24 protein-coding genes are annotated in these 25,425 nt (G+C 70.7%); 11 read left to right on the top strand and 13 right to left on the bottom strand.

The features are described 5' to 3' along the window. Positions 1–41 precede the first annotated feature (41 nt). The 4 genes from M1203_RS15520 to M1203_RS15505 all read right to left on the bottom strand — a co-directional run bounded on the left by M1203_RS15520 (position 42) and on the right by M1203_RS15505 (position 3,355). Positions 42–629, bottom strand: a complete 588-nt coding sequence (locus M1203_RS15520; RefSeq protein WP_249950273.1) for a helix-turn-helix domain-containing protein — start codon at positions 627–629, stop codon at positions 42–44. A gap of 122 nt (positions 630–751) precedes the next feature. Continuing rightward, positions 752–1,009, bottom strand: coding sequence for a DUF5133 domain-containing protein (locus tag M1203_RS15515; RefSeq protein ID WP_037728899.1), 258 nt, complete (start codon positions 1,007–1,009; stop codon positions 752–754). A gap of 158 nt (positions 1,010–1,167) precedes the next feature. Then, positions 1,168–1,896 (bottom strand): SDR family oxidoreductase, encoded by a 729-nt coding sequence (locus M1203_RS15510; protein WP_249950272.1) that lies wholly within the window; start codon positions 1,894–1,896, stop codon positions 1,168–1,170. A 160-nt stretch (positions 1,897–2,056) separates the two neighbouring features. Further along, complete coding sequence (locus M1203_RS15505; RefSeq protein ID WP_249950271.1) at positions 2,057–3,355, bottom strand: alpha/beta fold hydrolase; 1,299 nt, start codon at positions 3,353–3,355, stop codon at positions 2,057–2,059. A 247-nt stretch (positions 3,356–3,602) separates the two neighbouring features. Between M1203_RS15505 and M1203_RS15500 the strand changes: the two genes are divergently transcribed. Further along, entirely contained in the window at positions 3,603–4,766 is a 1,164-nt protein-coding gene (locus tag M1203_RS15500; protein ID WP_249950270.1) for an ABC transporter ATP-binding protein, read from the top strand. Between the two features lie 37 nt (positions 4,767–4,803). Here M1203_RS15500 and M1203_RS15495 read toward each other — a convergent pair whose 3' ends face one another. The 4 genes from M1203_RS15495 to M1203_RS15480 form a co-directional block, all read right to left on the bottom strand. Then, positions 4,804–5,763, bottom strand: coding sequence for an ABC transporter substrate-binding protein (locus M1203_RS15495; protein ID WP_249950269.1), 960 nt, complete (start codon positions 5,761–5,763; stop codon positions 4,804–4,806). Beyond that, on the bottom strand, positions 5,760–6,431 hold the full coding sequence (locus tag M1203_RS15490) for an ABC transporter permease (protein ID WP_249950268.1): 672 nt from the start codon (positions 6,429–6,431) through the stop codon (positions 5,760–5,762). The genes M1203_RS15495 and M1203_RS15490 overlap by 4 nt, the downstream gene beginning before the upstream one ends. Next, a complete protein-coding gene (locus M1203_RS15485; RefSeq protein WP_249950267.1) occupies positions 6,428–7,108 on the bottom strand; it encodes an ABC transporter permease in 681 nt (226 codons plus the stop codon). The genes M1203_RS15490 and M1203_RS15485 overlap by 4 nt, the downstream gene beginning before the upstream one ends. 187 nt (positions 7,109–7,295) lie before the next feature. Then, on the bottom strand, positions 7,296–9,056 hold the full coding sequence (locus M1203_RS15480; protein ID WP_249950266.1) for a coagulation factor 5/8 type domain-containing protein: 1,761 nt from the start codon (positions 9,054–9,056) through the stop codon (positions 7,296–7,298). 370 nt (positions 9,057–9,426) lie between these two features. On the opposite strand from M1203_RS15480, the gene M1203_RS15475 reads away from it, so the two are divergent. Further along, positions 9,427–11,295 (top strand): discoidin domain-containing protein, encoded by a 1,869-nt coding sequence (locus M1203_RS15475; protein WP_249950265.1) that lies wholly within the window; start codon positions 9,427–9,429, stop codon positions 11,293–11,295. A 50-nt stretch (positions 11,296–11,345) separates the two neighbouring features. Then, the gene (locus tag M1203_RS15470) at positions 11,346–12,398 is read left to right on the top strand and encodes a LacI family DNA-binding transcriptional regulator (protein WP_249950264.1); all 1,053 of its coding nucleotides are present in this window, start codon (positions 11,346–11,348) and stop codon (positions 12,396–12,398) included. A 4-nt stretch (positions 12,399–12,402) separates the two neighbouring features. Here the strand turns inward: M1203_RS15470 and M1203_RS15465 are convergent, their stop codons facing one another. The 4 genes from M1203_RS15465 to M1203_RS15450 form a co-directional block, all read right to left on the bottom strand. Next, positions 12,403–13,215 carry a fibronectin type III domain-containing protein gene (locus M1203_RS15465; RefSeq protein ID WP_249950263.1) on the bottom strand — a complete coding sequence of 271 codons (813 nt, stop codon included), beginning with the start codon at positions 13,213–13,215 and terminating at the stop codon, positions 12,403–12,405. 9 nt (positions 13,216–13,224) lie between these two features. Continuing rightward, positions 13,225–13,827, bottom strand: a complete 603-nt coding sequence (locus M1203_RS15460; RefSeq protein WP_249950262.1) for a hypothetical protein — start codon at positions 13,825–13,827, stop codon at positions 13,225–13,227. Positions 13,828–14,013: 186 nt separating this feature from the next. Further along, positions 14,014–15,420, bottom strand: a complete 1,407-nt coding sequence (lpdA, locus tag M1203_RS15455; protein ID WP_249950261.1) for a dihydrolipoyl dehydrogenase — start codon at positions 15,418–15,420, stop codon at positions 14,014–14,016. Positions 15,421–15,497: 77 nt separating this feature from the next. After that, entirely contained in the window at positions 15,498–15,899 is a 402-nt protein-coding gene (locus M1203_RS15450; protein WP_249950260.1) for a DUF6221 family protein, read from the bottom strand. Between the two features lie 204 nt (positions 15,900–16,103). Between M1203_RS15450 and M1203_RS39205 the strand changes: the two genes are divergently transcribed. Next, positions 16,104–16,181, top strand: a complete 78-nt coding sequence (locus M1203_RS39205; protein ID WP_372486533.1) for a 50S ribosomal protein bL37 — start codon at positions 16,104–16,106, stop codon at positions 16,179–16,181. Between the two features lie 204 nt (positions 16,182–16,385). Here the strand turns inward: M1203_RS39205 and M1203_RS15445 are convergent, their stop codons facing one another. Continuing rightward, the gene (locus M1203_RS15445) at positions 16,386–18,110 is read right to left on the bottom strand and encodes a CdaR family transcriptional regulator (protein WP_249950259.1); all 1,725 of its coding nucleotides are present in this window, start codon (positions 18,108–18,110) and stop codon (positions 16,386–16,388) included. A gap of 247 nt (positions 18,111–18,357) precedes the next feature. On the opposite strand from M1203_RS15445, the gene dnaK reads away from it, so the two are divergent. The 7 genes from dnaK to M1203_RS15410 all read left to right on the top strand — a co-directional run bounded on the left by dnaK (position 18,358) and on the right by M1203_RS15410 (position 25,368). Further along, entirely contained in the window at positions 18,358–20,250 is a 1,893-nt protein-coding gene (gene dnaK, locus M1203_RS15440) for a molecular chaperone DnaK (RefSeq protein WP_249950258.1), read from the top strand. Positions 20,251–20,259: 9 nt separating this feature from the next. Next, positions 20,260–20,787: a nucleotide exchange factor GrpE gene (locus M1203_RS15435; protein WP_249950257.1), complete on the top strand. Its 528-nt coding sequence runs from the start codon at positions 20,260–20,262 to the stop codon at positions 20,785–20,787. A gap of 6 nt (positions 20,788–20,793) precedes the next feature. After that, on the top strand, positions 20,794–21,729 hold the full coding sequence (locus tag M1203_RS15430) for a DnaJ C-terminal domain-containing protein (protein ID WP_249950256.1): 936 nt from the start codon (positions 20,794–20,796) through the stop codon (positions 21,727–21,729). After that, positions 21,726–22,082, top strand: a complete 357-nt coding sequence (locus M1203_RS15425; RefSeq protein ID WP_249950255.1) for a chaperone modulator CbpM — start codon at positions 21,726–21,728, stop codon at positions 22,080–22,082. Before M1203_RS15430 ends, M1203_RS15425 begins: the two co-directional genes overlap by 4 nt. After that, positions 22,073–24,709 carry an ATP-dependent chaperone ClpB gene (gene clpB, locus M1203_RS15420; RefSeq protein WP_249950254.1) on the top strand — a complete coding sequence of 879 codons (2,637 nt, stop codon included), beginning with the start codon at positions 22,073–22,075 and terminating at the stop codon, positions 24,707–24,709. Before M1203_RS15425 ends, clpB begins: the two co-directional genes overlap by 10 nt. Before the next feature lie 67 nt (positions 24,710–24,776). Further along, positions 24,777–25,010 carry a UBP-type zinc finger domain-containing protein gene (locus tag M1203_RS15415; RefSeq protein ID WP_283958664.1) on the top strand — a complete coding sequence of 78 codons (234 nt, stop codon included), beginning with the start codon at positions 24,777–24,779 and terminating at the stop codon, positions 25,008–25,010. Between the two features lie 106 nt (positions 25,011–25,116). Next, a complete protein-coding gene (locus M1203_RS15410) occupies positions 25,117–25,368 on the top strand; it encodes a hypothetical protein (protein WP_249950252.1) in 252 nt (83 codons plus the stop codon). The last annotated feature ends 57 nt before the right edge of the window (positions 25,369–25,425 follow it).

Below are 25,425 nucleotides of genomic sequence, written 5' to 3'. Positions count from 1 at the left end.
GGAACATCCCGCCGGGGAACAGCCCACCGGCGATCCGCCCCTCAGGGCGCCTTCGGCCGTGCCCGTACGTGCATCCGCTCGCCCTGCGGCCCGAACAGACTCAGGAACTCCACCGGCGCGTCCGAGGCCGGCCCGAACCAGTGCGGTACGTGCGTGTCGAACTCGGCCGCCTCCCCGGGCCCGAGCACCACATCGTGCTCTCCGAGCCGCAGCCGCAGCCGGCCCGCCAGCACATAGAGCCACTCGTACCCCTCATGGGTCCGCTGTTCGCAGTCGTCGTCCGACGAGGGCTGGATGATGACCTTGTACGCTTGCGGCCCGCCCGGCTGGCGGGTGAGCGGCAGCATCGTACGGTTGCCCCGCACGATCGGCTTGGCGCGCACCCGGGGATCACCGACCTGGGGCGCGCCGACCAGTTCGTCGAGCGGGACCCGATGGGCACGGGCGATGGGCAGCAGCAGTTCGAGGCTGGGTCGCCGGCGGCCCGCCTCCAGCCGGGAGAGGGTGCTCACGGAGATACCGGTCGCCTCGGACAGTGCGCTCAGCGTGGCGCCGCGCTCCTGCCGGATCTTGCGCAGCCGGGGTCCCACATCGTTCAGTACATCTTCGAGCCGGGCGTCGTCGTCCATGGACTCATTGCATCATCGATTGCCGGGACGGCAACCGCCTTTGCCGGGCGGCGCCGAGCCGACGACGCGAGCGCGGCCCGGAGCGGGCTTTCGGAATGGGGGACGGGGATTCGGAACGGCCCCTACGGCTTGACTCCCGGCGCGACAGGCTTCGTTCCCTCCGGGAAGAGCGGAACCGGCCGGATCCGGCGCAGATATGCCTCCGCCTGCCAGATCGCCTCACGCGCGGTGCGCTGTCCCATCAGCACACAGAGGGTGTACGCCACATCCTCGAACCGTCCGCGTGTGTCCTCGTCGAGTGGATCGGCGAGCACCAGCCGTTCCCAGGCCCGGTATCGGGCCAGCAGATCGGCCACCAGATGTCTGTCCGGCAGCAGCATGCCAACCACCTCCCGCGTTCGGGAATCCACCCGCTCGCTCCGGCTTCGCACACGGCAGGGCACCGGGTCCCCTTCGGGATATTGTCCACCCGGCTCCCGGCATCCGCTCGGCGAGTCCAGTGGGACCGGCCATGACCTGGTACGACGCGACGAGCGAGTCAGGAGAGCCAGTCGGCGTAGCGGGTGGCGGCGAGGTGGGCGTCCTTGTCGGTGAGGACGTCGCCCTTGACGACGGCGAACATGCCGGCGGTGGGGTCGGTCACGACCGTACGGCTGTCGCCCTTGTGGGACAGGGTGATCCGGCCCAGCTCGTCGAGGGTGAAGATCTCGGGGCCACCGATGTCGCGGACGCCGTTCAGCGGGGCGCCCGCGGCGACCTCCGCCACCCCGGCGGCCACGTCCTTGGCGGCGATCGGCTGGATCGGCGTGGCGGGCAGCCGGACGGTGTCGCCGTCGGCGGTCCAGGACATGATGTCGTCCACGAACTCCATGAACTGCGTGGCCCGGACGATCGAGTAGGGGATCGGCCCGGCCGCGAGGAGTTCTTCCTGGAGCACCTTGGCCCGGTAGTAGTCCAGTTCGGGTACCTGCTCCGCGCCGACGATCGAGAGGATGACGAAGTGGCCGACGCCGCCCTTCCGGGCCGCGGCCAGAAGGTTGTCCATCGAGGTCCGGAAGAACGCCGGGGAGGCTTCGTCGAAGGTCGGGGAGTTCGTCAGATTGACGACGACGTCGGCTCCGGCCACCGCCTCGTCAAGTCCCTGGCCGCTGATGACGTCGACTCCGGTGGAATGCGAGTGCGGTACCGCCTGGTGCCCGGCGGCATTCAGATCCTTGACGACCCGCGACCCGATCAGCCCGGTGCCGCCGATGACCGCGAATTTCATGGCATGCCTTTCGTCGGGATTATTTCCGCAATATGACATAAAGACCGGAAAATGGGCGTGGCACGCACCTGATGGGCGTGGCACGCACCCGACTCGGACATGTTCGCTCGGATCGGACCTCGTCCTAGACCTCGTCCTAGACCTCGTCCTAGACCTCGTCCTAGACCTCGTCCCGTACGAGCGCGAGCAGCCGGTCCAGGACGTGCGGGCCGCCCGCCCGCAGTCCGTCGTGCTCGTACTCGTCGGTCACCCAGGTCCGCAGCCCACGGATCGCGCGCCCGGTGCGCAGGGAGTGTTCCGTGTCGACATACATGTCGTCGTGATAGACGGCCGCGGCGACCGGCACCTCGTTGGCGGCCAGCCGGGCGGGGTCGTAGAGGGGGCTCCAGTCGGTACGGGCCGCGACCAGTTCGGCGGCCTCGCGCAGCGGGCGCAGCGCGGGGTCGGAGTCGAAGTGCCAGGGGTGGATGGACTCGCCCGTGAAGTACAACGGCCCTTCCCCGGCAAGGGTCTTGGCCGCGTCGAACCGCGCGAACTCGCCGCGCACCCGCTCGGCGGCCCACCGCGTCGGGCGGCCGTCCTGGCCGTAGATCGCCTCGTGGAGCACGGCGTACAGCGGATGCCCGGCGAACGAGAGGGCGGTGGCCACGCCCTCCTGGAACGCGTCGGAGAGCACCGGGCCCTGCGGCGTGCGGACGAAGGCGTTCTCCAGCAGATAGTGCAGCTGATGGCCGCCGTCCCCGCCACCGAGCATGATCCCCAGGGACTGGAAAGCCTCGGGTGTGAGGCGGTAGCCGGTGGGGAGTACGGGCCGGTGCTCGGCCAGATACTCCGCGATCCGGCGGGCCGCGCCGATGTCCTGGGGATAACGGGCGTAGAACGCCTCCACCTTGCGCGCGATGCGCGGATAGGCGGCGCGGTAGACCTCGTCGGCCGTGGCGTCGAGCGAGGGCAGCCCGCCGGTGATCAGCACGGTCTCCAGGCCCTCGGGGGCGCTGGAGAGATAGTGGGTGGCGCAGAAGCCGCCGAAGCTCTGGCCGAGCACGGTCCAGGGGGCGCCGCCGGTCAGCAGCGGACGTATCGTCTCGCAGTCCCGCACGATGGAGTCGGCGCGGAAGTGCGCGAGATACTCGGCCTGCCGCTCCGGGCCGCCGCGCAGGGGCAGGGTCTGCCGGTTGGCGGGGGTGGAGAGACCGGTGCCGCGCTGGTCGAGGAAGAGCACCCGGAATTCCTTCAGGGCGCGGCCGAGCCACGCCTGCCGGCCGATGAACCGGCGCGCCCCGAAGCCCGGCCCGCCCTCCAGATACACCAGCCAGGGCAGCTCCGCCTCCGCCCGCGTGCTCGCGACGACTTCACGGGCGAACAGCTCGATCCGCTCCCCCGACGGATCGCCATGGTCCAGGGGGACCGTGAAGCGGTGGTCGGTGAGGACGACGCCGGGCTGGCGGTAGCTGGTCACGGGTGCTCCTGTTCTCGCTCGCCCCTTCCGGGGCCGGTCACGCGCCCCTCCCGGGGCAGTCACGCCGGACAGTTCAGCACATGGGCCCCGGCCGCGCAGAGACCGCCCCACCACGACGGGCCTCCGCCGACGGCCGGCGTATGACGAGCTGTACGCACGCCGGGCCCTCTCCGTTCAGCGCGCACGCGGTTCCCCGGACAGTCGCGGCCCGCGCGCGCGACGGCCCGCCCGCTCCTAGCGTGAGGTCATGATCCGGTTCGAGCAGGTCAGCAAGGTCTACCCGGACGGAACGGCCGCCGTCGACGAGCTGTCCTTCGACGTCGACGAGGGCGAGCTGGTGACGCTGGTGGGACCGTCCGGCTGCGGCAAGACGACCACGATGATGATGGTGAACCGGCTGATCGAGCCCACGTCGGGGCGCGTCTTCGTCGAGGGCCGGGACATATCGGGGGTCGATCCGGTCCAATTGCGCCGCCGGATCGGCTATGTCATCCAGCAGGTGGGGCTCTTCCCGCACCGGACGATACTCGACAACACCGCGACCGTGCCCACCCTCGTCGGCTGGAAGAAGGCGAAGGCGCGCGAGCGTGCGGCGGAACTGCTCGATCTGGTGGGGCTCGACCCGGCCATATACGGTCCGCGCTATCCGGCGCAGTTGTCCGGCGGGCAGCGCCAGCGGGTGGGGGTGGCCCGGGCCCTGGCCGCCGATCCCCCGGTGCTGCTGATGGACGAGCCGTTCGGCGCGGTGGACCCGGTGGTGCGCGAACGGCTGCAGAACGAGTTCCTGAAGCTCCAGGCGACGGTGCGCAAGACGGTGCTGTTGGTGACGCACGACATCGAGGAAGCGGTGCGGATGGGGGACCGTATCGCGGTGTACGGGGAGGGCCGCATTGAGCAGTACGACAGCCCGGGGGCGGTCCTCGGCACCCCCGCCACGCCCTATGTGGCCAGGTTCGTGGGCGCGGACCGGGGGCTGAAGCGGCTCTCGGTGACCGCCGTCGAGCCGGCCGACCTGGAGGAGCCGCCGGTCGCGAGGACCGACGAGCCGGCCCGGGACGCGGCGGCGCGGATGCGCGCCCAGCGGGCCCGCTGGGCGGTGGTGCTGAACGGGGACGGCGAACTGCACGGCTGGGTCTCCGCCGACGCGCTGGCACAGGCCGGGGAGCGCGGCTCGGTCGGCGATCTCGCCCGCCGGATGGAGGCGTGGGTACCGCTCGGGTCCCCGCTGAAGCAGGCGTTCAGCGAGATGCTCCAGCATGACGCGGGGTGGGTGGCGGTGCTGGAAGGGGCGCGGTTCGCCGGGGTGCTGACCCCGGCGAAGCTGCACGAGGCGCTGCGCCGCTCGGTGGACGCGGACGCCCAGGGCATCGGCCGCGACGAGGTCGACTTCGACTCGGTGTCGGACGCGTGAGCGGCCCCCGGCCGGGGACGGTCCCCGCGCCGGTGATTCAGTGCGGCGCCGGGATCAGCCCCTTCGATTCCAGATAGCTCCGCGCGACGTCCTCGGGGAGCCGGCGCCAGCTGTCCACCCGCTGGTTCAGCGAGGCCAGGTCCTTGGTGGTGAGGACGGTGTTCAGCTTGTCCAGTGCCGTGGTCACGCCCTGGGCACCGGCCCGCGCGCGGTTCACGACGGGCACGATGTAGTCGGCGTTCTGGAGATGTCTGTCGTCGGCGAGGAGCACCAGGCCGAACTGGTCGAGTGTCGCGTCGGTGGTCGTGGTGAGGACCATCTGGTCCTGGCCGTTCTGCACGGCCCGCTTCGCCGGCGTCGTCCCCACCCCCTTGGGGTCGACGGCGGTGATGTCGATGCCGTACGTCTTCTTCAGACCCGGCTCGCAGTAGGGGCGCCGTACGCACTCGTCGCCCGCCGCGAGCCTGACCGGCAGCCGGGACCTGCCCAGGTCGCTCAGTGTGCTGAGCCGGTGCTTCCTGGCGTAGGCGGCGGTGACGGCGAAGGCGTTCTGGTCGACGGCGCGGCCCGGGTCGAGGACGATCAGCCCGCGCGGCGCGGCGAGGGAGCGCAGCGCCTTCATCGTCGCGTCCAGATCGGGTGAGCCGACGGGTTTCGCGTCGGGGCCGTGTGCCTTGGCGTTCAGCCAGTCGGCGAAGGTCGCCGCGTACTCCGGTACGACATCGATCTGGCCGCTCTCCAGGGCCGGTTCATAGATCTCCCGGTTGGTGACGGAGAGGATCCGGGTGTGATAGCCCGCGCGGTCCAGCAGGAGCGCGTACATCTGGGCGAGCAGATCGCTCTCGGTGAAGCCGGCCGAGCCGATGGTCAGATGCTTGCTGTCGCCGGGCGGTGCGGTGACATCGCCACGGTTCTCCAGGGACGGTCCGGTGGCGCAGCCGGCGGCCAGGAGGAACGAGCCGGCCAGGACGGCGGCGCCGGTGCGCGCCGCTCTCATCCCCCGCTCCTCACCCAGCGCGGCCCCAGCCGCCGCACCAGCTCGAACACCCCCTCCACCAGCAGCGCGAACAGGGCGACGAGCACCGCGCCCGCGACCACCTGGGGGGTGTCGGCGAGATTGAATCCGGCGGTGATGATCCGCCCGAGACCGCCGCCGCCGACCAGGGCCGCGATGGTCGCGGTCGCCACCAGCTGGACGGCGGCGATCCGTACGCCGGTGAGGATCAGCGGCAGGGCGAGCGGCACCTCGACCCGCCGGAGCAGCTGACTGCCCGTCATCCCCATGCCACGGGCGGCCTGCACGACATCTCGGTCCACCCCGCGCATACCCACGTAGGCGTTGGTGAGCAGCGGTGGGATCGCGAACAGCACCAGCGCGATGATCGTCGGCCACTGTCCATGGGTGCCGATCGGGGTGAGGAGCAGCAGGACGAGAACGGCGAAGGTCGGCACGGCCCGGCCGACATTGGAGATATTGACGGCCAGCGCGCCGCCCTTGCCCAGATGGCCGAGGACCAGCGCGACGGGCAGCGCGATCGCACAGCTGATGACCAGGCAGACGACGGTGAGGAAAAGGTGCTCGCCGAGGCGGTTCAGGACCCCGCCGGTCCCGGACCAGTTCGAGGCGCTGGTGAGCCAGGTCCAGGCCGCCGCGAGCGTGTTCACGCGCGGCGCTCCCTCGCCCAGGGGGTGAGCAGCCGCTGGAGTCCGAGCAGCAGCAGATCGGCGGCGACGGCGATGATCACGCAGAGGACGGAGGCGGTGAGCACCTGTGCCTTGAAGAAGGTGTTCATCCCGGCATAGATGAGATTGCCGAGCCCTCCGTAGCCGACGATCGCTCCGATCGTGACGAGGGAGACGGCGGAGACGGTCGCGATCCGCAGCCCGGCCATGGCGGCGGGGAGGGCGAGTGGCAGCTCGACGGTGAGCAGCAGCCGGATGGGGCCGTATCCCATCCCTCGGGCGGCCTCCAGGGTCTCCTCGGGGACGGCGCGCAGTCCGGCCAGGATGTTCCGTACGAGCAGGGTCAGCGAGTAGAGGACCAGCCCGGCGACGACGAGCGAGGCGGCCAGTCCGTAGAGCGGCAGCAGCAGGGAGAACATCGCGAGCGAGGGGATGGTGTAGAGGATGGTCGTGATGCCGAGCACGGGCCCGACCGCCCAGTTCCAGCGGCGGGCGGCCAGGGCCAAGGGGACGGCGATGACCAGCGCGAGCAGGATGGCGAGGAAGGTCAGATGGAGATGCTGGAGCACCGCGTCCCACAGGATCGTGCGGCGGCTGGAGAGATAGTCGCCGCAGATCCACTCGTTGCGCGCGAGGCAGTCGTCCGGAGGCGCGGTCATCCGTCCATTGGACGCCCGCGTGCGGCGGGCCGCGCGCGGTGTTGGACCGTACGGATGGCAAAGCCGCCGGGACCCCGGGGGCGGACGGGTGACGCCCCGGGTCGACCGGGGTGCGGGGCGGCGCGCACCCGGTCCCCGGCGCGCGCCGCGTGCGGTGTGGACCGCTGGCGGCGCGCGCCGACCACCGTCAGGGGAAGGACACCACCGTCGAGGGCACGGTCGTCGTGCCCGAGGTGGCGGCGCCGATGGCGTTGATGACGTGGTCGTACTGCCCGTTGCCGCTGAGCGAGACGACGAGCAGGCCGTGGAATCGCACGCCCGGGACCGCGGGCGCGGCGAAGCCGTGGGCCTGCCGGATGGTCGGGTCCACGTTGTAGTAGCAGTAGCTGCCCAGACCCCAGCCCTCGTGCGTGGTCACGGTGTCGGCGACCTTGTAGGCGGCGTAGCCCCTGAGGGAGCCGTTCTGGATGGCGGCCTGGTTGGGGGCGTCGTACGCCTTCTCGTTCTGGAAGAAGATCGTGCGGCCCCGCTGGCCGTTCCACTGGACGTCGTACTTGTTGAAGTGCTCGACGAACAGCCCGGTCGCCAGTACGTCGTCGCCGTTGACGATCACACCGTAGTCGGCCCGGTTGGTCTCCCAGCCGACGCCGTCCCCGTGGTCGGCGCGCCAGACCCAGGTGTGGTCGATGATGGTGTGCCGGTTGTTGACGACCATGCTGGTGGTGGCCTTGCCGGGGCCGGCGCCGCCGATCCTGATGAAGACGTCCTGCACGGTGGTCGGGTTGGCGGAGTGGTCGGTGGAGGTGCCCCCCGGCCCGATCTCCAGCAGTGTGGCGGAGTTGACGGTTCCCGCGTCGATCAGGAAGCCCGCGAGCCGTACCCCGTCGACATCGGCGACCCGCATCGCCGTCACCCCGTTGTCCGGCACGAGCGTGGCGTAGCCGAGGCCGAGGACCACCGTGTTCGCGCGCTCGACGCGTACGGTCCGGTCGAGGTGGTAGATGCCGGGGGTGAACAGCAGATGGAGCCCCTGCGTGAGCGCCTCGTTGAGGGTGGCCGCGGAGACGCCGGGCTTGGCGACATAGAACTGGGTGAGCGGCAGTGACGTACCCCTGGGCGTGCCGCTTCCCCAGGTGGTGCCGCGCGCGTTGGTGCGCAGCTCCGGCAGGAAGACCTTGTACTCGGCGCCGTCGAGGTAGAGGAAGGGTTTCTCGCGTGAGACGGGGGTGTTGGTGAGGGTGGTGTAGGGCGGGTTGGGGAAGCTCTGGGCGGGGGCGCCTTCGACGCCGGAGAAGGTCATGTTCCAGACGGCGTTGGTCCAGCCGCCGACGGAGCTGTCGCGGGTGTACCACTGCTGCTGGGAGTAGGGGCCGACGGTGCCGTCGACGCGGCTGTCGGCGATATAGCCGCCGCTGGCCCAGCCGTAGCCGTTGGGTGCGAGGTTGAGGCCGCCCTTGACGTGCATACGGCGGAAGGGGGCGGCCTGAGCGACGGCCCAGCGGTTGGTGCCGCTGACGGGGTTGAGGGCCAGGTTCTCGGCGGAGCGCCAGAAGTTCTGGGTGGCGTTGCCGTTGAACCAGCCGGCGTCCACGGTCACATCGCCGTTGAAGGTGGTGTCGTCGGGCGAGAGCCCGAGGCCCGAGATCGAAGTGTAGAAGCCCAGTTGGGCGTTGATGTTGTTGTACGTGCCGGGCTTGAACAGCAGCTGGTAGCGGCCCGAGCCGAACTGCGCCGACTCCTGCTGCCGGAAGATCTCGTCCAGCCTGCCCTGGATGTTCGGCGTCGACGGATCGAAGACCACCACATTCGGCCCGAGATCACCACCGCCCGGCAGGGCCGCGGCGCCGGTGCGCGCGGAGGCGGGCGAGGACAGCGCGAGCACGCTCGGTGCGGACGCGGCGGCTGCCATGACGCCAAGAACCGTACGACGTGTGGGGGGAGTGGGCATGGCGGCTCTCCTTGTTCAGAATATGAACGATGGGGGTGATAGGGAGCGCTCTCTCACTCAGGCATGTTCACGGCATGTGAACAGCCAGTCAAGGGAGATGACCGGTTCCGCGCCGCTTCGACCCCCAACCGGCCCTGGAATAAGGGAATATGAGCGGCTATCCAGGCTGATCGAGCACGCTTCCCGGCGTGCGGGGTTGTATTCATGAAGTGACGATTCCACTGGACGGGAATCCGTGTACCACCGGTGCCTTGACACCTTCCTGGGCTGCTTCTACGTTCCACGAGAGCGCTCTCTCGCTGTGGTCTCCCCAGCCCGGCTCTTCCCGCGGCTGTGTTCCGAGCTCCCCCACCCCTCTCGAAGGAGAGCCATGCGCCCACGTCTTCTTTTCGCCTCCGCCGCCGCGGTCGTCGCCGCGTTGACGGCGGCGACGGCGCCGAGCGCGACCGGCGCCCCCCGAGCCGCGGCCGCGGCCTGGGACAGTGACCTCGCGGCGGCGGCCCAGAGCGCGAACCCTGCCGCCGCCACCGCGTCCGGCAGCGAGAGCCCCGACCTGGGACCCGGCGCCGCCTTCGACGGCAACGGCGCCACCCGCTGGTCGAGCAACGCCGTCGACAACGCCTGGATCCGGGTCGATCTCGGCCAGACCCTCCGTATCGACCGGGTCACCCTCGACTGGGAAGCCGCCTACGGCAAGAAGTATGTGCTGGAGGTGTCGGGTGACGGCACCAACTGGCGGCCCTTCTACACCGAGGACGCGGGCACCGGCGGGACCGTCACCGCGCACACCTACCCGCAGGAGGTCAGGGGCCGGTACGTACGTCTGCGCGGCGTCGAACGCGGCACGCCCTACGGCTACTCGCTCTACTCGTTCAAGATCTACGGCGGCGACCCGGCACCCGCCTCCACCACCCGGACCAATCTCGCGCTCCACCACCCGGCCTACAGCAATCTCTACCAGCACGCGGGGAACTCACCGGCGTTCGTCACCGACGGCGGCTGGCCCGCCGCCCTCAAGGGCGACCAGACACGGTGGGCGAGCGACTGGAACGCGAATCGCTGGGTCTCCGTCGATCTCGGCGCGTCCTCCACCATCAACAGTGTGGACCTGTACTGGGAGGCCGCGTACGCCGTCGACTTCGAGATCCAGGTCTCCGACGACAACAGGACCTGGCGCACCGTCCACCGTCCCTCCGCCGCCGAGATCGCGGCGCGCCGCGCCGACATCAAGTCCCCGGCCGAGGCGGCCGGGCGCCATGACACCATCACCCTCACCACACCCGCCACCGGGCGCTATGTGCGCATGCTCGGCAAGGAGCGCCGCTCCTTCTACAATCCGGCGCCCGCCACGGCCCAATTCGGTTACTCCCTCTACGAGTTCCAGGTGTGGGGCACCGGCGGCAGCGCGGCGGCCGCCTATCCCGCGCTCCCCGGCGAGCAGGGTGGCGCGTACCGTACGACATTCTTCGACGACTTCACGGGGACCTCACTCGACCGCTCGAAATGGCGGGTCGTCAGGACGGGCCAGGAGATGGGCTCGGTCAACGGCGAGGCACAGGCGTATGTCGACTCCCCCGACACCATCCGTACCGCGAACGGCAGCCTGATCCTGACCCCGAAGTACTGCAAGGGCTGCACCCAGGCGGGCGGCGGTACGTACGACTTCACCTCGGGGCGTATCGACACCAACACCAAGTTCGACTTCACCTACGGCAAGGTCAGCGCCCGGCTGAGGCTCCCGGTGGGCGACGGATACTGGCCCGCCTTCTGGCTGCTGGGCAGCAATGTCGACGACCCGGCCGTCTCCTGGCCCGCCTCGGGCGAGACGGACATCATGGAGAACATCGGCTACGGCAACTGGACCAGCACCGCCCTGCACGGACCGGGCTACTCCGCCGACGGCAACATCGGCGCACAGCAGTACTACCCCGGCGGGGGAAGCGCGGACCAGTGGCACACGTACGCGGTCGAGTGGACGCCCACCACCATGCGGTTCTTCGTGGACGACCGGATCGTCCAGGAGACCACCCGCAACAAGCTGGAGTCCACGCGCGGCCAGTGGGTCTTCGACCACAACCAGTACGTGATTCTCAACTTCGCTCTCGGCGGCGCCTATCCGGCCGGCTGGAACAAGGTCACCACGCCCTACTGGGGGCTGCCGCAGTCCAGCGTCGACCGTATCGCCCAGGGCGGCGTCCAGGCCGAGATCGACTGGGTGCGGGTCGAACAGAAGGGCTGATGGGGACCGCCGTCGGCCACCGGCTCGGGGGCGCGGATATAAAGGACCTCATGGATGCCGACTCCCCGCCCCCTTCCCGCCCGGTGACACTGGAGGACGTGGCCCGCGTCGCCGGTGTGTCCCGGGCCACGGTGTCCCGGGTCATCAACGAGACACCCACGGTGGACCAAGCGCTCCGGCACGCCGTGGAGAAAGCCGTGGCCGCCACCGGGTACGTGCCCAACCGCGCCGCCCGCTCGCTCGTGACCCGGCGGACGGGGTCGGTCGCGCTCGTGGTCTCCGAACAGGAGAAGCGCAACGCCGCCGCCCCCTTCCTCGGCCGGGTGTTCACCGACCCGCACTTCGGGCGCGTGGTGGGCGGGCTGGTCGAAGTGCTGAGGCCCGCCGGTGTCCATCTCGTCCTGATGCTGGTGGACGACGAGGCCTCCCGCCTCCAGACCCTCTCGTATCTGCGTCAAGGACATGTGGACGGGGTGGTGTTGATCTCGTCGCATGTGGACGACCCGCTGCCGCGGCTGCTCGCCGACACCCGGCTGCCCGCCGTCCTGTCGGGGCGTCCGCAGCACGACTCCTCGCTCGCGTTCGTGGAGGCCGACCAGCGCGCGGGCGCCCGGCTGGCCGCCGATCATCTGGTGTCGCTGGGCCGCACCCGGATCGGCTCGGTGGCCGGACCGCAGGACATGCCCGCGGCCCGGGAGCGGCTGGAGGGGTTCCGCGCGGCCCTCGCGGAGCGCGGCGTGCGCGATGTCCCTTGGACGGAGGGCGACTTCACTCATACGGGGGGCGCGTCGGCCGTACGGGAACTGCTCGCGCTGCGGCCGGATCTGGACGGGCTGTTCATCGCGTCCGACCTCATGGCGCTCGGTGCGCTGCCGGTCCTCCAGCGCGCGGGCAGAGACGTGCCGCGGGATGTGGCGGTGGTGGGTTTCGACGACAGCCATGCCGCCCAGTCCTGCGACCCGCCGCTGACCACCGTACGGCAGCCGGTCGAGGAGATGGCCGCCGCGACGGCCCAGCTCCTGCTGCGCCGGATCGCCAGGCCGGACCAGGCCGTACGGTCGGAACTGTTCGCGCCCGAGCTGGTGATCAGGGCGTCCGCCTGAGCGGTCAGGTCCTGTCCGGTCCGTCTTCGGCCGCCTCTCCGGTGGTCAGCCGGGGAACGTTCGACCGCGCTCCGTAGGTGAAGGCACGGACCCGGTACGAAGCCCGTTTCTCGGTGGGGAGTGTGATCAGACCGGACGAGTTGATGTCGGGGTCGAGGACGGCGACCGGTGCGTAAGCGGAACCGCCCCGGGGGCGCGATTCCAGCAGGAACCCCTCCTCGTCCGACGCGCGGTCGGTCCAGGTGAAGAGAATGCCGTTCGCATGCTTGACCACGGCCTTGAGCCCGGAGGGTGCGGCGGCTCCCCCGTCCCGGACGGAACGACCGGCCGCCGACCGTCCGGGGTCCCTGCGCGGAGCCAGCCAGTCGTGGTCCGACTCCTGGTCGTCCGTGGTCAGTCCGCCCGGCGGCAGGGAGACATCGACCGGCGCCGACGCCGGACCGTCGAAGGTCCGGAGACGGTAGAAGAAGGTCGTGCGCGGCATCAGATCGGGGTGACGGTAGGTCGTCACGCCCGGTGGGAGGTACTGGAGGACGGTGTACGGGCCCGCCTCATCCGTCGCGAACTCCAGCACATGGCCGAGGGCGCGGGGCCCGCCGCCCCGCCAGCTGAGATCGATGTCGGTGGGCGTGGTGAGGACCGCGTGGAGCGTGGCGGCGGTCCCGCCGCCGGGCGGCGGCTTCTCCGGGGCGGCGGTCCCGCCCGGGGACGTGGCGGGTCCCCGGGCGGGGCGCTCGGCTGGCGGCTGCGCGGTACACGCCGCTGCCGCCAGCACGAGCGCGACGGCGGGCACCGCTGTTCGGATCGCCTGGCGCACGGGCGTCCGCTACTTGCGCCAGAAGCGGATGTCGCTCCAGACCACCGTGGCCGGTCCGTTGCCGCTGTTGGTCCGGTAGGCGCCGAACTTGTCGTAGAAGCTGCCGCCGGGGCTGTCGTAGGTGTGCTTGAGCGACCCGTTGATGTACGTACGGTGCGATGTGCCGACCTGGTGAACGGTGTTGACGCGGACCGTCGCTCCGACGGTTCCGGCGTTGGAGAGTGTGTCGCCGCCGTGGACCGCGTACAGTCGCCCGCCGCGTTCTGCGGCCAGCATGAAGTAGGGGCCGGACGCCGACTCGTTGAACGTCTGCTTGAGACTGATACGGGTACCGCTCAGGCTGCTGATGCGGAAGTAGCCCTCGAACTGCCGGGTGCCCCCGGTGTAGGTGGCGTACCTGCGCTCGGCGCGCTGGTCGCCGCTCGCGGTGGAGCAGGTGAGCGTGAACGTCAGCCCGTCGACCTGGCCGCACCCCCGCTCCTGGACGGTGAAGCTGGGCGAGACGGAGGTCCATCCGCCGGGCTCCACCTCGGCGGAGGCCTGTGGGACGGCGAGGATTGAGGAAGCACCCACTGCGGCGAGAACCGTGAACGTCCGAAGGCGTGAAAGCATGTCTCACTTACCTCTCTGGTGGGGGGACGCCATCAGAGCCCGCACTCCACATATATGAACGCTGGCCCTGATTTTGAATGGTTGAGTGGAAGATAGGACTGGACCAACCGCCCGTCAAGAGCCTTCCGACAGAGGGCCGTCGGCGATGCGGAACGAATCCGTCGGGTCCACCCCCGCCGCCGGGTGTCAGAAGTTGATCATGTGTCCTGCCAGCCCGTGGACGGCCTCCTTGACCGCCTCGCCCAGCGTCGGATGGGCGTGCACATTGCGTGCCACCTCATGGACCGTCAGATCCCACTGCTGGGCGAGCGTCAGCTCCGGCAGCAGTTCGGTGACCTCGGGGCCGATCAGATGCGCGCCGAGCAGTTCACCGTACCGGGTGTCGCTGATCAGCTTCACGAAACCGACCGGGTCGCCCAGACCATGGGCCTTGCCGTTCGCGGTGAACGGGAACTTCACCACCTTCACCTCATGGCCCCGCTCGCGCGCCTGCTCCTCGGTCCAGCCGAAACTGGCGATCTGCGGCTGGCAGTAGGTGGCGCGCGGGATCATCACGAAGTCCAGCTCCATGGTCTCCGCGCCGGCGATGGTCTCGGCCGCGATCACCCCCATGGACTCGGCGGCGTGGGCCAGCATCAGCTTCGCCGTGACATCCCCGATCGCGAAGATGTGCGGCACGCTGGTACGGCCGCGTCCGTCCACGTCGATCGCTCCGCGCTCGGTCAGCCGGACGCCGGTGTTCTCCAGGCCGTAGCCCGTGATACGCGGCGCGAAGCCGATCGCCTGGAGGACCTTGTCGGTCTCCAGTACCTGCCGCTGTCCGTCGCGCGAGACGGTGACCCGTACCTTCGCCGACGGATCGCTGTCGTCGATCGCCTCGACCCGGGTGGAGGTCAGCACCTCGATGCCCAGACGCCGGTAGCGCTTGGCGAGCTCCTTGGAGATCTCGGCGTCCTCCAACGGCACGAGCCGGTCCAGGAATTCGACGATCGTGACCTTCACCCCGTAGTTGTGCAGCACGTACGCGAACTCGACGCCGACGGCGCCCGCGCCGGCGATGACGATGCTCTCCGGCAGCGTCTCGGAGAGGATCTGCTCCTCGTAGGTGACGACGCGCTCGCTCAGGGAGGTACCCGGCAGCAGCCGGGTCGTGGTCCCCGTCGCGACGACGCAGTGGTCGAACGTCAGGGTCTCCGTACCGCCCTCCGACAGCGTCACCTGGAGGGTGCGGTCGTCGATGAAGGTGCCGCGGCCGTCGTACTCGGCGATGTCGTTCTTCTTCATCAGATAGTGCACGCCGGCGACCCGGCCGTCGGCGACCTTGCGGCTGCGCCTGAACGCCTCCCCGTAATCGAAGCTGACCCGGCCCTCCACCCGGATTCCGAAGGTCTTCGCCTCCTGCGTGAAGATGTAGGCGAGTTCGGCGTTGCGCAGCAGCGCCTTCGAGGGGATGCACCCCACGTTCAGACAGACACCGCCCCAGTACTTCGCCTCGACGACTGCCGTCCGCAGCCCGAGTTGTGTCGCGCGGACCGCCGCGGTGTATCCGCCCGGTCCCGCGCCGAGGACCACGACATCAAAGTGTGTACTCATGATCACACCATAGGCACCGAAAGCGCCGCCCGGGCTCATCTCGGGCAGACGTGCTGACTCCCCCCGCATGGCACGCGCTACCGGACGAACCGGGGCAGCCACTTCGCCCGGTAGCCGGGATGGCTCGCGTGCTCCGCCGCCATCTGCCGGACGACGAACCCCAGCCCGACGGCGCGGCCGGACGGGAAGTCGGCCGCCGGACGGTCGGTGTCCAGATGGCACACCTCCTCGTACTCGTCGAGGAGGACCCGGCTCGTCTCGACGCGCCGGAGGGTGTACTCCGGGTTCTGGAGGGCGATGTGCTCGTCATAGCCGCGCGTCCGCACCGTGAACGCGATCCCGCCGGTGCGGTCGTGGATCTCGCCCGGCATCTCGGGCGGACACCGCCAGCGCTCCCCGCCCGCCTCCCGCGCCCGTCGCGCCTCCTCGTCGAGGCGCGCCCGCACGAACGCCAGCAGTTCCGCATTGTCGTCAGCCATCAGCTCTCGGTCCTTTACCGTACGGGCACGGGAGAGGAAGACCTCGGCCCCGGGCACGTTCTACCCTCCCGCAGAGGATGCCGTACAAACGGCGCGGCGCATGAGGATCGCGAGCGTCGGGTAGGCGCTCCGTGGCCGCCGGAGGAAAGCACGGTAGAACGGGTGCGTATCCGGCAACGATCACCACTCACGAGAGGAGACGTCATGTCATCGAAGCGGCGCCGCAAGAAGAAGGCGCGTCGTAAGAACGGCGCCAACCACGGCCGACGCCCCCAGTCCTGAGCGGAAGACTCCTCCGTACGGACTACCGTCCAGTGGTCGAGTGGCCCCCGCGCGTGCGGCACGCCGCCGTACGCGGTTCCAGGGGGCCGCTGTCCCGGGCCCCGTGCTCAGGCCGCATGCTCAGGCCCCGTGCACAGGCCCCGTGCTCAGGCCGCGCTCAGCCCGCGCGATGACCGCATGGGGCCACGGGACGACGGGGGGGGGTCAGGCCTCGCCGCCCAGCACCTTCCACACCCGGGTCGCGACATGCAGATTGAGTCGTGTCTCGACATCGCCCAGGTCGTGCCCCCCGATCTCGCGCAGGCGCTGGAGCCGGTAGCGCAGCGTGCTGCGGTGGATGCCGAGGGCGGAGGCCGCGCCGTCGTAGTTTCCGCCCGCCTCGAAGTACTGCGAGAGGGTACGGACCAGATCGCCCCGGTGGGCCGCGTCGTAGTCGAGGAGCGGACCGAGCCATTCGCGGACGTACCCCTCGATCTCCCGGTAGTCGTCGCCCGTACCGATGATCCGGTACAGGCCCAGGTCGTCGAACGAGGTCGCGCCGTGGGGTACGCGCGAGCGCTGCCGTACCTCCAGGGCGCGCAGCGCCTCCTGGTAGGAACGCGGGATCTCGGCCGGGGAGTCGCAGCGGCTGCCGAGCCCGATCGCTCCCGCGCGCGAGCCGAGTTCCCGCGAGACCGCCAGATACAACTCCTCGCCCTTGGGCCGCCCCTGGACCACCAGGACCGCCCGGCCCGAGCGCCTGGCCACCAGCGACCGGAGCCCCAGACCGGCCGCCGCGCCGGCCACCGCCTGCACGAACGCGTCATCGGCGGTCAGCCCCGTCCAGGCCACCGCGACCAGATGCTGCGCGCCGTGCAGATCATGTCCGACGGCCGCGGAACGCGCGAAGGCGCTCTCGTCGTCCGTACCGGTGATCAGATCGTCGACCAGCTCGCGGCGCAGCCGCAGCTCCATCTCGGCCAGGCTGCGCAGATGCGCCATCTCCAGGGCCAGCGCGTCGCACGCGTGACCGAGCGCGAACTCCTCGCGCTCCCCCGCGGCGCCCTCGGGATCGACCAGGGAGACGGTGCCGAGGATCTCGCCGCGGTGGCGGGCGACGGCGGTGAGCCGATGCCCCACATACACCGGGCGCGGGTCCCTGATCGCGTCGAGGATCAGTTGCTCCTGGCGTCCCGGGTCGGGCTTCGGGTACGGGTCGGGGCAGCCGGGGCCGGCCCAGGCCCGCAGATTGCCGAACTGGTCCTCCACCACGGCGGAGAAGCCGGTCAGCCGGTGGACCGTCCACGCGATCCCGGCCTCGGTGTCCCCGGTGGCCGTGGCACCGCTCAGCGCGTCGTGCACCGACCGCCGGTACCTCAGCTCGGACTCCACGGCGGCGAGCCGCGCGCGGGCGGCGGTCCCGTCCTGCCGGGCCCGGCTCAGCTCCGCCGCGTACTCCCGCTCCCGACGGTGGGCGGCGGCGCCCGCCAGGGCCGCGCCGGTCTGCCGCGCCAGCAGTCCGAGCACCGCGATGTCCTCGTCGTCCGGCCGCCGCCCCGCGCTCACGACCAGATATCCGGCAGGGGTGCTTCCGGTTCGCCCGTCGGTCCCCCGGAGCGCGAACGCCCATGACCACTCCCGGCCGGGGAGCCGGACGGCGCCGTCCTGGCCGGCGAGGCCGCCGACCAGACTGTCCAGCGTCCCGCTCATGGCGGCGGAGGAGGCGCGGGAGTCCAGTGGGCAGCGGACCAGCCGTCCGTCAGCGGGCAGATATCCGGCCTCGGTACGCCACGGACCGAGCCGCGCGACCCAGGAGGCGGCCAGCCGCAGCACCTCGTGCTCGTCACGGCCGTCGGACAGGGCGCCCGACAGCGCCATCAGACGCTGGAGGCGGGAGGACCCGCTGCCCGGGGGTCGCGGTGCTCCGGTTCTTCCGGCGGCCGTGCTCATCTCCCTGGTCCGGCACCTTCCCGAAGAGAGTCGCCCCCCAGGACAACTTTACCGAGCGACCGGGGCCGCGCATCCGGTCCGCCCGGTGGCACGCCTGTACCGGCAGGTCCACTCACCGTCCGGATTTCGACCTCGCAGGCGCAGGAATCGGCGGGGCGCCGCCGCCAGGCTGGAGAGGACGTGACCCTGCCCCGAGGGCAGTGGACGGAGCCAGCGAACGAAGGCAGTGGACGCAAGGGAGCACCTCATGGCCAAGGCAGTCGGCATCGACCTGGGCACCACCAATTCGGTGATCGCCGTATGGGAGGGCGGTGAAGCGACGGTCCTCCCCAACGCCGAGGGCTCCCGCACCACCCCCTCCGTCGTCGCCTTCACCGACTCCGGCGAACGGCTCGTGGGCCAGCTGGCCCGGCGGCAGGCGATCCTCAATCCCAAGGGCACCATCTACTCGGCCAAGCGGTTCATCGGCCGGCACTTCGACGAGGTCGCGGACGAGATCAAGGCGGTGACCTACGACGTCGTACCGGGCGAGAACGGCGTCGCGCGGTTCGACATCCGCGGCAAGCAGTACGCGCCGGAGGAGATCAGCGCGCTGGTGCTGCGCAAGCTCGCCGAGGACGCCTCGAAGTCGCTGGGCGAGCGGGTGACGGAGGCCGTCATCACCGTACCGGCGTACTTCAACGACGCCCAGCGCACCGCGACCAAGGACGCCGGGCGGATCGCCGGCCTCGAAGTGCTGCGCATCATCAACGAGCCGACCGCGGCGGCCCTGGCGTACGGCATGGACAAGAAGGAGCACGAGACGGTGCTCGTCTTCGACCTCGGCGGGGGCACCTTCGACGTGAGCATCCTGGACGTCGGGGACGGGGTGGTGGAGGTACGTTCCACCGCAGGCGACACCCACCTCGGCGGCGACGACTTCGACCGCCGGCTGGTGGACCATCTCGCGGACACGTTCCAGCGGGAGAACGGGATCGACCTGCGCGAGGACACCCAGGCGCTGCAACGGCTGTTCGAGGCGGCGGAGAAGGCCAAGACCGAGCTCAGTTCGGTGACCCAGACTCAGGTCAGCCTGCCGTTCATCACCGCAGACGCCACCGGCCCCAAGCATCTGACGGAATCCGTCATGCGCTCCACCTTCGAGCAGATCACCGCCGATCTGGTGGACCGCTGCCTGGGCCCCGTCCAGCAGGCGCTGTCCGACGCGAAGGTGACCGACAGCGATATCGACGAGGTCATCCTGGTCGGCGGCTCGACCCGGATCCCCGCCGTGCAGGCGCTGGTCCGGCGGCTGACCGGCGGCAAGGACCCGAATATGAGCGTCAACCCGGACGAGGTGGTGGCGCTGGGCGCCGCCGTGCAGGCCGGGGTGCTCAAGGGCGAGGTCAAGGACGTACTGCTGCTGGACGTCACCCCGCTCTCGCTGGGTGTGGAGACCCGCGGCGGTGTGATGACGAAGATCGTCGAGCGGAACACCACGATCCCGGTGCGCCGTACCGAGACCTTCTCCACGGCTGAGGACAACCAGCCCGCCGTCGATGTGGTCGTCCTCCAGGGCGAGCGCGAGCGCGCGGCCGACAACCGGGTCCTCGGCCGCTTCCAGCTCACCGACATCCGCCCGGCGCCACGCGGGGAACCGCAGGTCGAGGTCACCTTCGACATCGACGCCAACGGCATCCTCCATGTCACCGCACGCGACAAGGACACCGGCAAGGAGCAGGGCATCACCCTCAGCGAGGGCTCCAACCTGGAACGGTCCGAGGTGGACCGCATGATCGCCGAGGCGGAGCGCAACCGCGGCGAGGATCAGGCGCTGCGACAGGCCGTGGACGCCCGCAACGAGCTGGACGCCATCGCCTATCAGGTGGAACGCAGACTGGGCGAGCTGGGCGAGAACGCGCCCGAGCACGAGCGGGCCCGGGCCCAGCTGCTGGTCTCCGACGCCCGCCAGGCGGTGAAGGGAGAGGAGACGCCGGACCGGGTCAGGTCGCTGACCTCCGAGCTCCAGCAGGTCTACCAGGCGCTGGCCGCCCGTCCGACCGGTCCCGCCGGCGGCCCGTCGGAGCCCGGTGGTCCGCCCCCGGCGAGCGGCACCGGGGGCGATGACGACGTCGTGGACGCCGACTTCGACCGGAGCTGAGGTCACACCATGGCCACCGAGCCGGAACCGGCACCGCCGCCGGACGAAGCGGAGGACACCGCGCCCGCGCGGGAGGACCGGACCGCCGATCAACCGGACGACATCCAGAAGGACTTGGCCGAGGCACAGGACGCCTGGCGGCGCGCGCTCGCCGATCTCGACAATCTGCGCAAGCGGCACGCCCGGGAGCTGGAGGGGGTACGGGAGGCCGAGCGCGCCCGTACCGCCGCGGAATGGCTCCCCGTGCTCGACCATCTCGAACTGGCCCTGGCCCACGCCCACGCCGATCCCGCCTCGGTCATCCAGGGCGTCGAGGCCGTACGGGACCAGGCCGTGGAGGTACTGGCGCGGCTCGGCTACCCCCGCCAGGAGGAGAAAGGAGTGCCGTTCGACCCGAGCAGACACGAGGTGGTCCGGGTCGTCGACGATCCGGACACCGAGCCGGGGACCGTCGTGGAGGTCCTGCGTCCCGGATACGGGGACGACGGCCGCCAGCTGCGCCCGATGGCCGTGGCGGTCAGTCAGCGACGGGAGTGACGGCGCATGGCACAGGACTACTACGAGGTCCTCGGCGTCGCCCGTTCGGCGAGCCAGGAGGAGATCCAGCAGGCCTATCGGAAGCTGGCCCGTCGCCACCACCCGGACGTGAACAAGGACCCGAAGGCGGAGGAGCGCTTCAAGGACGTCAACGAGGCGTACAACGTCCTGGCGGACCCGGACACCCGGGCGCGCTACGACCGGTTCGGCCCGGACTTCCGGCAGATCCCCGAGGACTACGACGAGCGGGTGGCCGCGGGTGCCGGGCGCGGCGGTGGGGGCTGGGCCTCCACCGGTGGCGGGGTGCGCTTCGGGCGGGGCCCGGGTGGCGCCTACCAGGACGTGGACTTCGAGGATCTCTTCGGCGGCCTGTTCGGCGGGCGCGGCGGGCCCCGCCGTACCGTTCCCGGCGCCGACCAGGAGGCCGAGGTGGAGCTGTCCGTGGAGGAGGCCTACCGCGGCGGACGGCGCGGGGTCGGCCTCGCCGGGCCCGACGGCCGGCGCGACTACCAGGTCACCATTCCCCGGGGGGTGCGGGACGGGCAGCGGATCCGGCTGGCGGGCGAGGGCGGCCGGGGCAGCCCCGACGCGCCCGCCGGCGACCTGTATCTGCGGGTCCGTATCAAGCCCCATGAGCGCTACCGGCTGGACGGCCGCGACATCCATGTCCCGCTGCCCGTGACGCCCTGGGAGGCGGCGCTCGGCGCGACCGTGCCGCTGGCCACCCCGGGCGGCACCGCCAAGGTCACCGTCCCGCCCGGCTCCTCCAGCGGGCGCCGGCTGCGGCTGCGCGGCGAGGGCATGCCCCACCCGCGTGGCACCGACGGCGACCTCTACGCCGAGCTACGGGTGATGGTCCCGCCCCGCCCCACCGACCGCGAACGCGAGCTGTTCGAGGAACTGTCGGCCGCGTCCGACTTCGACCCGAGGAGGCCGGGATGACGTCCGATCAACGGCGGCGACGGCCCGACGCGCCGGCCGTCCGTGTCTACGAGCTGGCGCCGGTCAGAAAGCTCGGTCTGGAGAGCGTGGCCCGCAGCGCGGGCCTGCACCCGGACCTGGTCCGGCGCATGGTGACGCTGGGGCTGGTGGACGCCACCCGGGACCCCGCGGGCCGGCTCTGGTTCGACCCGTCCGCCCCGCGCACGCTGGCCCGTATCCAGCGGCTGCGGGCCGGACTCCCCCTCAACTACGCCTCCATCGGGCTGGTACTCGACCTGCTGGACCGGATCAGTCTGCTGGAGTCGGCGCTGCGCCGCACCGGCGCGAGGAGTGACGACCTGCCATGGACATGAACCGCCTCACCCAGAAATCCCAGGAAGCTTTGCAGGACGCCCAGAGCGCGGCCGTACGCCTCGGGGGGACCGAGGTCGACGGTGAACATCTGCTGCTCGCGCTGCTCGACCAGCGGGACGGGCTCGTCCCCCGGCTGCTCGACCAGTCCGGTGTCGATCCGTCCGCGCTGCGCACGGCCGTGGAGGGCGAGCTGTCGCGCAGGCCCAGGTCGACCGGCCCCGGAGCCGCGCCCGGCCAGGTGTTCGTCACCCAGCGGCTGTCGCGGCTGCTGGAGAGCGCCGAGCAGGAGGCCAAGCGGCTCAAGGACGAGTACGTCTCCGTCGAGCATCTGATGATGGCGCTGGCCGACGAGGGCTCCGCCACCGCGGCGGGGCGTCTGCTCAAGGACCACGGGCTCACGAAGGAGGCGTTCCTCTCGGCGCTCACCCGGATCCGGGGCAATCAGCGGGTCACCTCCGCGACCCCGGAGGCGGCGTACGAGGCCCTGGAGAAGTACGGCCGCGATCTGGTCGCCGAGGCGCGCGGCGGCAGCCTGGACCCGGTGATCGGCCGGGACGCGGAAATACGGCGGGTGACCCAGATCCTCAGCCGCAAGACCAAGAACAACCCGGTGCTGATCGGCGACCCGGGGGTCGGGAAGACCGCGATCGTCGAAGGGCTCGCCCAGCGGATCGTCCGAGGGGACGTACCCGAGGGGCTGCGGGACCGTACGGTCTTCGCGCTCGACATGGCCGCGCTGGTGGCCGGGGCCAAGTACCGCGGTGAGTTCGAGGAACGGCTCAAGGCGGTGCTCGGCGAGGTCAAGGCGGCCGGCGGCCGGATCCTGCTCTTCCTCGACGAACTGCACACGGTGGTCGGCGCGGGCGGCGCCGAAGGGGCGGTGGACGCGGGGAACATGCTCAAGCCGATGCTCGCCCGCGGTGAGCTGCACATGATCGGCGCCACCACCCTGGACGAGTACCGCAAGCACATCGAGTCCGACGCCGCGCTGGAGCGCCGCTTCCAGCAGGTCCTGGTGGACGAGCCGAGCGTCGAGGACACCGTCTCCATCCTGCGCGGACTGCGCGAGCGCCTGGAGGTCTTCCATGGCGTGCGGATCCAGGACACGGCGCTGGTCGCCGCGGCGACGCTCAGCCACCGCTATATCTCGGACCGGTTCCTGCCCGACAAGGCGATCGATCTGGTGGACGAGGCCTGTGCCCGGATGCGTACCGAGATCGACTCGATGCCCGCCGAACTGGACGAGCTGACGCGGCGGGTGACCCGGCTGGAGATCGAGGAGGCGGCCCTCGCCAAGGAGACCGACCCGGCGAGCGTGACCAGGCTGGAGGAGCTGCGCGGGGAGCTGGCCGATGTGCGGGCCGACGCCGATGCCCGGCACGCCCAGTGGGAGTCCGAGCGCCAGGCCATCCGCAAGGTCCAGGAGCTGCGGCAGGATCTGGAACGGGTCCGTCAGGAGGCCGACGAGGCCGAACGGGCCTACGACCTCAACCGCGCGGCGGAACTTCGCTACGGCACGCTCACCGATCTGGAACGGCGCCTCGCCGCCGAGGAGGAGCAGCTGCGCGCCAAGCAGGGCGAGACACGGCTGCTGCGCGAGGTGGTCACCGAGGACGAGATCGCCGAGATCGTGGCCGCGTGGACCGGTATCCCGGTGAGCCGGCTCCAGGAGGCCGAGCGCGAGAAGCTGCTGCGGCTGGACGAGATCCTTCAGGAGCGGGTGATCGGGCAGGACGAGGCCGTACAGCTGGTGTCCGACGCGATCATCCGGGCCCGGTCCGGGATCCGTGACCCGCGCCGTCCGATCGGGTCGTTCATCTTCCTCGGCCCGACGGGCGTGGGCAAGACGGAGCTGGCGAAGACCCTCGCGGCGGCGCTCTTCGACTCCGAGGAGAGCATGGTCCGCCTCGACATGAGCGAGTACCAGGAGCGGCACACCGTCAGCCGGCTCATGGGCGCACCGCCCGGATACGTCGGGTACGAGGAGGGCGGCCAGCTCACCGAGGCCGTCCGGCGCAAGCCGTACTCGGTGGTCCTGTTCGACGAGATCGAGAAGGCCCACGCCGATGTCTTCAACACCCTGCTCCAGATCCTCGACGACGGCAGGATCACCGACGCCCAGGGGCGGACCGTCGACTTCCGCAACACCGTCGTCATCATGACCTCCAACATCGGCTCCCCGTATCTGCTGGACGCGAGCGCGGACGGCGAGATCAAGCCCGACGCCCGCGCGCAGGTGATGAGCGAACTGCGCGCGCACTTCCGGCCGGAGTTCCTCAACCGCGTGGACGACATCGTGCTCTTCAAGCCGCTGGGCCTGACCCAGATCGAGCGGATAGTCGATCTCCAGTTCGACGAACTGCGCCTGCGTCTCGCGGAGCGCAGGATCACGGTGGAACTCACCGAGCCGGCCCGCGAACTCATCGCCCACCAGGGCTTCGACCCGGTGTACGGGGCCCGGCCGCTGCGCCGCTATATCTCGCACGAGGTCGAGACGCTGATCGGGCGCGCGCTGCTGCGCGGTGAGGCGGAGGACGGATCGCACATCAAGGTGGACGCCCAGAACGGCGAACTGGTCGTGACGTATCGGGACCCGCCCGGGTCCGACGCACGGAAGGCGGCGTAAGGACAATGGACCGACAGGTCGTCACCCGGTGAGGGCCGTGACCGCGGACTCCGACTGGCACCTCTCCATGGTGCGCCCCGTCACCCCCCGTACCCCCGACGGCTGCGAGGAGTGCCTGCGGCTCGGCGCGCCCTGGGAGCGGCTGCGGCTCTGTCTGACCTGCGGCCATGTCGGATGCTGCGACTCCTCCCCGCTACGGCACGCCCGCGCCCACGCCGCCTCCCTCGGCCATCCGCTGGTGGCGCCCTTGGAGCCCGGCGAGGACTGGCGCTGGTGCTATATGCACGAGGCGTTCGTCTGACGGCGGGGTTCCGGCCCCGGGTTGCCGTGTGCGCCTCGGCGCCGGAGCCTGTCAGAGCGGGAAGGCGCGAAGCTTCGAGGCACGCTGTGAGGCAGGGGTCGATTTCATGACAGAGAGTGAGAGCCCGCGGTTCGAATACGCGCCGGTGGTGGTCCTGCCGGTGCAGGACGGGGAACGGCCCTTCCGGCTGGTGGAGATCCACGGCGAGCTGGCGGGCAAGGCGTTCTCGATCGAGGATGTGTACGAATATGCCTTCGCCCTGGGCCTGAAGGGCGCCGACCTGGACGACCCGGAGAAGGTCCGGTGGGTGGGCGGCGACCAGTACAGCTGGAACGTCCGGCACTGGAGGAAGCGATAGAGAGGCGTCGCCGACGACGCGGCGCCGCTGCCCGCCTCCCGGTGGACGGGGGCGGGC

It is taken from the genome of Streptomyces sp. 35G-GA-8, from assembly GCF_023534745.1.
In the GTDB taxonomy this organism is placed as follows: domain Bacteria; phylum Actinomycetota; class Actinomycetes; order Streptomycetales; family Streptomycetaceae; genus Streptomyces.
The sequence above is the reverse complement of the archived record's forward strand: the minus strand, read 5'-3'. Positions and strand labels throughout refer to the sequence as shown.

Excerpts from the sequence above, each read along its gene's own strand:
- M1203_RS39205 (WP_372486533.1), top strand. The coding sequence starts at position 16,104 with ATGTCATCGAAGCGGCGCCGCAAGAAGAAGGCGCGTCGTAAGAACGGC.
- M1203_RS15450 (WP_249950260.1), bottom strand. The coding sequence starts at position 15,899 with ATGGCTGACGACAATGCGGAACTGCTGGCGTTCGTGCGGGCGCGCCTC.
- M1203_RS15470 (WP_249950264.1), top strand. The coding sequence starts at position 11,346 with ATGGATGCCGACTCCCCGCCCCCTTCCCGCCCGGTGACACTGGAGGAC.
- M1203_RS15480 (WP_249950266.1), bottom strand. The coding sequence starts at position 9,056 with ATGCCCACTCCCCCCACACGTCGTACGGTTCTTGGCGTCATGGCAGCC.
- M1203_RS15495 (WP_249950269.1), bottom strand. The coding sequence starts at position 5,763 with ATGAGAGCGGCGCGCACCGGCGCCGCCGTCCTGGCCGGCTCGTTCCTC.
- M1203_RS15485 (WP_249950267.1), bottom strand. The coding sequence starts at position 7,108 with ATGACCGCGCCTCCGGACGACTGCCTCGCGCGCAACGAGTGGATCTGC.
- M1203_RS15415 (WP_283958664.1), top strand. The coding sequence starts at position 24,777 with ATGGTGCGCCCCGTCACCCCCCGTACCCCCGACGGCTGCGAGGAGTGC.
- M1203_RS15430 (WP_249950256.1), top strand. The coding sequence starts at position 20,794 with ATGGCACAGGACTACTACGAGGTCCTCGGCGTCGCCCGTTCGGCGAGC.
- M1203_RS15445 (WP_249950259.1), bottom strand. The coding sequence starts at position 18,110 with ATGAGCACGGCCGCCGGAAGAACCGGAGCACCGCGACCCCCGGGCAGC.
- M1203_RS15510 (WP_249950272.1), bottom strand. The coding sequence starts at position 1,896 with ATGAAATTCGCGGTCATCGGCGGCACCGGGCTGATCGGGTCGCGGGTC.
- M1203_RS15520 (WP_249950273.1), bottom strand. The coding sequence starts at position 629 with ATGGACGACGACGCCCGGCTCGAAGATGTACTGAACGATGTGGGACCC.
- M1203_RS15460 (WP_249950262.1), bottom strand. The coding sequence starts at position 13,827 with ATGCTTTCACGCCTTCGGACGTTCACGGTTCTCGCCGCAGTGGGTGCT.
- clpB (WP_249950254.1), top strand. The coding sequence starts at position 22,073 with ATGGACATGAACCGCCTCACCCAGAAATCCCAGGAAGCTTTGCAGGAC.
- M1203_RS15475 (WP_249950265.1), top strand. The coding sequence starts at position 9,427 with ATGCGCCCACGTCTTCTTTTCGCCTCCGCCGCCGCGGTCGTCGCCGCG.
- M1203_RS15410 (WP_249950252.1), top strand. The coding sequence starts at position 25,117 with ATGACAGAGAGTGAGAGCCCGCGGTTCGAATACGCGCCGGTGGTGGTC.
- M1203_RS15515 (WP_037728899.1), bottom strand. The coding sequence starts at position 1,009 with ATGCTGCTGCCGGACAGACATCTGGTGGCCGATCTGCTGGCCCGATAC.
- lpdA (WP_249950261.1), bottom strand. The coding sequence starts at position 15,420 with ATGAGTACACACTTTGATGTCGTGGTCCTCGGCGCGGGACCGGGCGGA.
- M1203_RS15435 (WP_249950257.1), top strand. The coding sequence starts at position 20,260 with ATGGCCACCGAGCCGGAACCGGCACCGCCGCCGGACGAAGCGGAGGAC.
- M1203_RS15500 (WP_249950270.1), top strand. The coding sequence starts at position 3,603 with ATGATCCGGTTCGAGCAGGTCAGCAAGGTCTACCCGGACGGAACGGCC.
- dnaK (WP_249950258.1), top strand. The coding sequence starts at position 18,358 with ATGGCCAAGGCAGTCGGCATCGACCTGGGCACCACCAATTCGGTGATC.
- M1203_RS15425 (WP_249950255.1), top strand. The coding sequence starts at position 21,726 with ATGACGTCCGATCAACGGCGGCGACGGCCCGACGCGCCGGCCGTCCGT.